Here is a 7,291-nt window from a genome sequence, read left to right as displayed (position 1 = left end):
AGAGGCCGGCATGCGGTGCATACCGGCCTCTCCACATTCAGGATCAGGATTCGTGACTCGCGACTTAGGGCAAATACAACACCGGTGAGCATGAAGCCGCGTGATCAACGATCACGCCACGTCTTCACATCATCTCCATTTCCTGCATCTGCCCCAAGCCGAAAAAACGTCCTAACTCCTTTGCCAGTTCATTCAACGCGCTCATTTCCTTCTGCGATATCCGGCGTGGCTCGTGCGTATGAGACCAGTCGCCATATAACAGCGCTACCGTCTGATCGGTTTCGTCGACCACCGGCAACAGCACGAAGGCACGGGCGTCGTCGAACGAACGCCGGAACCATTCCGGTAAGCGCGCGACCATCTTCGGGTCGCGGGCGTTCTCGATGAAAATGCCGACCGAGTTCGCGATCGCGAGGTGAAACACATCGGGCTCGAACGCGGTGTTGAACGTTAGCTTCGGCATCGCCGCGTCGATTTTCGGACCGAGTCCGAGGCGCGCCTTGAAAGTGCCGTTGCTGTGCTTGACGAACACGACCGTGCGCGCAAAGCCGAGCGCTGCCAACACGGTTTCCGCGGCCAGCGCCAGTGCCGGCGCGATCGCGCTGCCGTCGGGCAGGCCGCGCAGATCGCCCACGCCCGCCGCGATGCGCGCTTCCGGATTGAGCGCCTCGCGCGCGATCGCGTCCGCATTGGCGCGCAACTCGACGATCTCGCGCATCACGCCGTCGCCGCCTTCTTCACGGGCGAGCGCGACGCTCATTTCGAGCAACACTTCCGGGTCGGTGTTCAACGCACGGCTGTATGCCTGCGCCAGTTCGGTGATGCGTTCTTCGCGTTCCCAGTCCGGCATGTTCTGCTGGGTCAGTACGTCGGCGACCGCCGTCGAATAGTTGGTGATGGCGCGCAGCCACTGCACCTGGCGCGGCTGCTCGATATCCAGCGGATCGAACTCGCCCATGCCGGAGCGGATCATGTCGGGCAGGCGCCAGCGCACCGCCGCTTCGGCGCCGATTTCGTCGAACGTAACGCCGAGCACCAGCACGCAGGCATCGGTTTCGAGCGTGCCGTCCTCGATATGCCGGCGAATCTGATCCCACTCGGCGTCGAGATAGAACACCACCAGCAGCTTGCCGATCTGCCGCATCAGCGTGCAGACCACAGCTTCTTCACCGGCGCGCAGATCGCCGCGCTCAGTCAGCTTGCGCGCGACGCAGCCCGACAGCAGCGTGCGGTTCAATTCGAGTTTCGCGTCGATGCGGCGCGGCGCGCTGTGATGAAAGTGATCGACGATTTTCAGGCCGACCACCAGGTGGCCGACCGCATCCATGCCGAGCACCATCAGTGCGCGCGACACGGTGGTGATGTTGCCGCCGAATGCCATATACATGGCCGAGTTGGCAAGCCGCAGCACCTTTTGCGTCAAGGCGAAATCCGACAACACGACCTGCACGAGGCCGGTGAAGTCGAGGTCGTCGTTGTTCATCGCCGCCATGGTGGTCCGCAACGACTGCGACAGCATGGGGAAATCGCCGCGCTCGCTCATTCGCGTCCAGAGCCGGTCGAGCACCGCCGCCTTTACCATGTGAGTCCCGCAAAAGCCATACATGTTCCAATGAATGCCACACCGGCTCCTGGCCGGCATCTTCCGCTGCGCAGGAGGTTTGCCTGCATCGCTATGCGGTGTGCAGGTGAAGCGTGCGCGCTTCGAAACGCTGCGCGAGTTCGTCGGACGGCAACGCCTTGCAGACGAGCCATCCCTGAATGTGGTCGCATCCCATCTCGGTGAGCAGGGTGCGCTGTGCTTCTGTTTCGACGCCTTCGGCAACCAGTTCGAGATCGAGTGTTTGCGCGAGTCCGACGACCGCGCTAACGATTGCCTGATCGTTCCGGGAGGTTAGCAGATTCTCGACAAAACTCCTGTCGATCTTGAGCTTGGCCAGGGGGAATCGTTGCAGGTAAGCCAGACTTGAATAGCCGGTGCCGAAATCGTCCACGGCAAAGCGGATGCCCATCGCGGTCAGCTCTTCGAGCAGGACCTTGGCATGCGCCGGGTCGTGCATCAGCAGGCTTTCGGTGATCTCGAATACGAGGCGGCGCGGATCGATGCCGGTCAATTCGATCGCTTCACTCACGCTGTCCTTGAAACGCGGATCGCGGAACTGTTGCGGCGACACATTGACGGCGACGTACTGCAATGAAATGCCCTGCGCGTCCCACTGGATCAACTGCATGCACGCGACCTTCAACACCCAGTTGCCGAGGAAGTTGATCAGGCCGATCGATTCCGCGAGCGGAATGAACATCGAAGGGGGCACGAGACCGTGCACCGGATGCAACCAGCGGATCAACGCTTCGACGCCGACGACGCCGTGCGTGCGGCTGCTCGTGATCGGCTGGAAGTGCAACGAGAACTCGCCGTTGCGCACGCCGTCGTAAAGGTCGGCCTCCAGCTTCAGGCGCTCGGCGTCGGCGGGATTGTCGTCCGGTACGTAGAAGGCGAGCGTGTTGCCGCCGGCCGCCTTGGCCTGCAGCAAGGCATGGTCGGCCCAGCGCAGCAGGTGAGTGTCGTGGGCGGCGTTGTCATTGGCGTGGCGCACATCGGGATAGAGCGCAATGCCGATGCTCGCCGACAGATGCACCTGCTGGCCGTTGAAGACATAGGGTTGCTGGATCGCGGTCAACAGGCGACGCGCCAGCGCTTCGGCCGCGGCGGCCGCGTCGGTGCGGCTCGCGGCAGGCTTCACGAGGATCGCGAACTCGTCGCTGGCGACACGCGCCACCGTTTCGCCCGGGCTCGTCATATTCAATAGACGCCGCGCGGTATCGCGCAGCATCTCGTCGCCGGCATCGTAGCCGAGCGCGCGGTTCACGCGCTGATAGTCGTCGAGATCGAGCAGCAGCAGCGCGGCCGGCGTGCCGTGGGCGTCGGCTTGCTGTTGCGCGTCGAGCAGCGCGGGGATCAGCGCAGGCTGATTGGCCAGATTGGTCAGGCGATCCAGATGCAGAGCCTGGGTCAGGCGTTCCTCGGTGGCGCGCCAGGCCGACACGTCGAACCCGGCGATCGCATAGCCGTCGATGCCGTCGTGGCTGCTGTGCACCACGCGCAGCTCGACGGTGATCGGGTACGTCAGTGACTTGATAAGACCGAGCGTAGCCTTCTCGACGTTGCCCGTGGCAACGGCGCGCGTCAGCAGCGCGTCGAGGCGTGGCACGTCGGCGGGCGCCACCAGATCGTGGAGCGTGATGGTCTCGAGATATTCACGGTGATAGCCGATGAAGCGCAGGCTGGCGTCGGAGACATAGAGGAAGTTCAGTTCGTGATCGACGTGCGCCAGCAGGTCGACGGCGCCGACCACCTGTTCCAGTTGCGCGGCGCGGCTAGCGCGTGCCTGGGGTTTGCCGTGGGCACGCCGGCCGAACGCACGAAACCGGTCGATGACCGTGCGCAAGGAGCCCCGGCGGGGCGCGGTGATCGTGTTCGCTTCCATTGTTTGTCGCTGGCAACCTGTGTTCGTCTGCAGGCGGGGCGGCTCACTGCCCGCCGTGTCTGGGCGGTTAAGAGGTATCAGGCCGCCCCATCAGAACAAGATAACGACCGGCTGCGGGAAATCTTTAGCGCCTGCTGCAAAAAACATCGGGTAAGGAAGCGGCGGCATGGCCTGGCGTCGCCACGGGAGCGATTCGGTTAAAGTGCAACGGCTTGCCGTCCGTTAATACGACAAACCCGTTGTGCAGTGCCGACTGTGACGTCGCTGCGTAGCCTTCCGAACACTTGCACCGATGATCCATGTCTGAACTTCACTTTGTCAGGGCCAGCCCCCGGTACGTCGAAGTGCCTGAACCATGTTCCGAAGACGCCGACCCGACCTCCGGGTCACAGTTCGTCTATCTGGGCCGTCAGCCGATTCTCGATCGCGACGGCGCGCTAAAAGCTTACGAATTGCTGTTTCGAGCCAGCGCGCATAACTACGCCGAGGTCAGCGACGACGCCCAGGCAACGGCGCAGGTCGTGGCTCGCGCGATCGGCGGGATCGGTGTCGGGGCCGTATTGGGTCAGCACCGCGGTTTCGTCAACATCGACCGCGCGCTGCTGTTTAGCGACATCGTTCATCTGATGTCGCCCGAGCGCTTTGTGCTCGAGATCCTCGAAACCGTCAAGTTCGACGCGCATCTGGGCCGCCGCTTGACCGAGTTGCGCCGTGCCGGCTTCCAGGTGGCGCTCGACGATATCAGCGAACTGTCCGACGACCTGCTTGCCATGCTGCCGCATGCCGACATCGTCAAGATCGACTTCCTGCGGACCGAGCGGTCTGCGCTTGGCCAGTTGGCGTCGACGGTACGCAGCCACGGCAAGATACTGCTCGCCGAGAAGATCGAGACGCGCGAAGACTTTGCGATTGCTCGCAATCTCGGCTTCGATCTGTTCCAGGGATACTTTTTCGCACGGCCTCAGGTGCTGGTCACGCCGCGCAATCGCTCGCCGCGCCCCGGCCTGCTGCGCCTGCTGGCGCTGTTGTCGCGCGATGCCGGGATTGTCGAGCTCGAAGCGGAGCTCAAGCTGAACCCGAGCGTGGTGGTGCAACTGCTGCGCCTCGTCAATTCGAGCGCGTTCGGGCTGGGGCGCAATATCGCCTCACTGCGTGAGGCCATTATCGCTACCGGCACGCGGCAGATTGCGCGCTGGGCGCAATTACTGCTGTACGCGGACAGCGGCGATCTGCCGTGGCGCGCCGATCCGCTGGTGCAACTGGCCGGCACGCGTTCGCGCTTCATGGAATTGGCCGCCGGCTGGCTGCGCCCGGCCGATGACGAATTTGCCGATGCTGCTTTCATGACCGGGATTTTTTCTTTGGTCCATGTGGTGCTCGGCAGCACGCCGGCGTCCGTTCTCGAGAAACTCGGCCTTGCGCCGCAGATTCGCGATGCGATCGTGACGCGCAGCGGCGCGCTCGGCGCCTTGTTGCGGATTGCCGAAGCGGCCGGCGAGGGCGCCGATACCACCGCGATCGCAGACGGACCCGATGCGCCGCCTGGATTCGCGGCGCTCACGCCCGAGGTGCTGGCCGAGCTGAACCTGTCCGCGGCGGCGTGGTTCGGCGCGCATATCGAAGAAGCGGCGGCCTGATACTGGCCGGCTCGCGTCTGCATCCTTTCCGCGGATTCTGACGTATCTTGTCCGTACGTGGTCCAATAGCGAGTGGAGATTGCCGGGGTTGGGCTGAACGCCGCAACCGTGGGCTCATTGCGCCAACCGCGTGCACTAACGTTCGAGGGATTGGAAATGAAGAGAAAACTCATACCGATGGCGCTGGCCGCCGTCCTGTCGGTGGGATTCGCGATGCATTCGCTGACGGCCTCGGCCACGCTCAAGCCGGGCGATGCCGCGCCGCCGTTCACCGCGCAGGCTTCTCTGGGCGGCAAGACCTACACCTATTCACTTGCCGACGAGTTGAAGAACGGGCCGGTGGTGCTGTACTTCTACCCGGCGGCCTTCACGAAGGGCTGCACGATCGAAGCCCACGAGTTTGCCGAAGCGGTCGGCGAGTACAAGAAATATGGCGCGACGGTTATCGGTGTGTCGCACGACAACATCGGCACCTTGACGAAATTTTCGGTGAGCGAATGCCGCAGCAAATTCCCGGTGGCGGCGGATGCCGACTCCAAGGTGATCGGCGCATATGACGCCGGTATGCCGATGCATAGCTCGATGGCCAATCGCGTGTCGTACGTGATCGCGCCCGATGGCAAGATCATTTACGAGTACACGAGCCTTTCGCCGGAGAAGCACGTTGAGAACACGCTCAAGGCGGTGAAGGAGTGGGCGGCGACGCATAAGCAGCCGTAGGGCCTGGTAAATTCCCGACGGCGCATTTTTCGCAATGGTCTTTTGCCGTTAGGTTGAGGACCGCGTCGTGCTAGCCTGATTTTTTGTCTAGCGAGTTTGCGATGCCGATTCTTGTTGCGTTCATTGCGCTGATCGCGCTGGTGTATGGCGCAGTGCGGGCTTTTTATGCCTTGCAGGCGGCTTTGGGTCTGGCCGTTGCAGTTGGGGTTGCTGTTCTTGTTGCTGTGCTTTTGATTGCCGCGGTGGTTTATTGGTGGCGGCGCCGGAAGGAAGTCGCTGCCAATATTCGCGATGGCGACTGGACGCATGAGCTCAAGGGGAGCTGGGGAGCGGTCCGGCTTGCTGCGGGCAAGCGGCTATGTGAGATTCGCCTTGGCGGCGAGCAGGGGGCTTATATTTTTGCCGATCTGCTTGGGGCGGAGGTGCAAGGCCATGATGCTCAATGGCAGGTCGCTTTGAAGGTTAAGGACGCTAAGCGGCAGGTTTGGGTTTTGCCCATGCAGGGCGAGCGGCAGGCTAAGCAGTGGGCGCGGATTTTTTTGCTTGCTGCGGATCAGAAGCTTTAGGGGTGGTTTTTTTGCCTGCGGCGGGGGCTTTTTTTTGATCTGTTTGGTTGTTCGCTGCTTGTTCTGTGTCTGTTTGTCTGTTTGCCTATGGCTTTGGCCTTTCCTTGAATTGTTATTGGTTTATTACCGTCGCCCCTGTGCGGGGCAGGCACTTACTTCTCTTTGCCGGCCGCAAAGAGAAGTAAGCAAGAGAAAGCGGCTCAAACCGCTAATTCTTAAGCGGGTCCCCCGCGCAGTCACGGTAGTGGTGCATCTGGAATCCGTGCCCTCGCACATTCAGCCGTAGTGACAAAGAGCTCATTAGCTCCCACTCCGCACTGCGTGCGTCGCGGATGGGTATGCTCGGGAAACCCGGGGCTTCGTCTGGGCGTGAAGGGGGCCATCGGCTTTGCCTCGGCGAGACGCCTCTGCACTTATCCCGCCCCGCTTCGAATGAAATGTTGGTGTATCGCTGTCGCAGCCATAGCCACCGTTGCAGTTGCAGTGACGGTACAACGGCGAGCGACGGCAGTGGGAAACGCGGCGACGTAAAACGCAGCGGACGATTCTATGACGTCCGCTTCGGCGCGCGCAGCGCCGCCGGAAGAATGAATGCCTTGTCACTCACGCGGAATGTGCGAGAACACAGATTCCAGATGCACCACTACCGCAACTGCGCGGGGGACCCGCTTAAGAATTGGCGGTGTGAGCCGCTTTCTCTTGCTTACTTCTCTTTGCGGCCGGCAAAGAGAAGTAAGTGCCTGCCCCGCACAGGGGCGACGCTAATAAACCAATAACAAAACAAGAAAAGGCCAACACCGTAGGCATAAACCAAAAAGCGCCGCGAAGGCAAGCAATTCAAGGAAAGACCAACGCCATAAAACCACCGACAACAAGCGCC

5 protein-coding genes are annotated in these 7,291 nt (G+C 61.9%); 3 read left to right on the top strand and 2 right to left on the bottom strand.

Going from position 1 to position 7,291, the window contains the following annotated elements:
* Positions 1-124: 124 nt before the first annotated feature.
* Positions 125-1,582 carry an HDOD domain-containing protein gene (locus tag VFE81_RS11255; protein ID WP_325044673.1) on the bottom strand — a complete coding sequence of 486 codons (1,458 nt, stop codon included), beginning with the start codon at positions 1,580-1,582 and terminating at the stop codon, positions 125-127.
* A gap of 91 nt (positions 1,583-1,673) precedes the next feature.
* Positions 1,674-3,488 carry a sensor domain-containing phosphodiesterase gene (locus tag VFE81_RS11250; protein ID WP_325044672.1) on the bottom strand — a complete coding sequence of 605 codons (1,815 nt, stop codon included), beginning with the start codon at positions 3,486-3,488 and terminating at the stop codon, positions 1,674-1,676.
* 299 nt (positions 3,489-3,787) lie between these two features.
* On the opposite strand from VFE81_RS11250, the gene VFE81_RS11245 reads away from it, so the two are divergent.
* From VFE81_RS11245 to VFE81_RS11235, 3 genes are all read left to right on the top strand, one after another.
* Positions 3,788-5,125, top strand: a complete 1,338-nt coding sequence (locus VFE81_RS11245) for an EAL and HDOD domain-containing protein (RefSeq protein WP_325044671.1) — start codon at positions 3,788-3,790, stop codon at positions 5,123-5,125.
* Positions 5,126-5,281: 156 nt separating this feature from the next.
* Positions 5,282-5,845: a peroxiredoxin gene (locus VFE81_RS11240; protein ID WP_325044670.1), complete on the top strand. Its 564-nt coding sequence runs from the start codon at positions 5,282-5,284 to the stop codon at positions 5,843-5,845.
* Between the two features lie 101 nt (positions 5,846-5,946).
* Positions 5,947-6,411, top strand: a complete 465-nt coding sequence (locus tag VFE81_RS11235) for a hypothetical protein (RefSeq protein ID WP_325044669.1) — start codon at positions 5,947-5,949, stop codon at positions 6,409-6,411.
* Positions 6,412-7,291: the final 880 nt, after the last annotated feature.

It is taken from the genome of Paraburkholderia sp. (assembly GCF_035656215.1).
Classification (GTDB): domain Bacteria; phylum Pseudomonadota; class Gammaproteobacteria; order Burkholderiales; family Burkholderiaceae; genus Paraburkholderia.
This window is presented reverse-complemented; position numbering and strand designations above follow the sequence as displayed.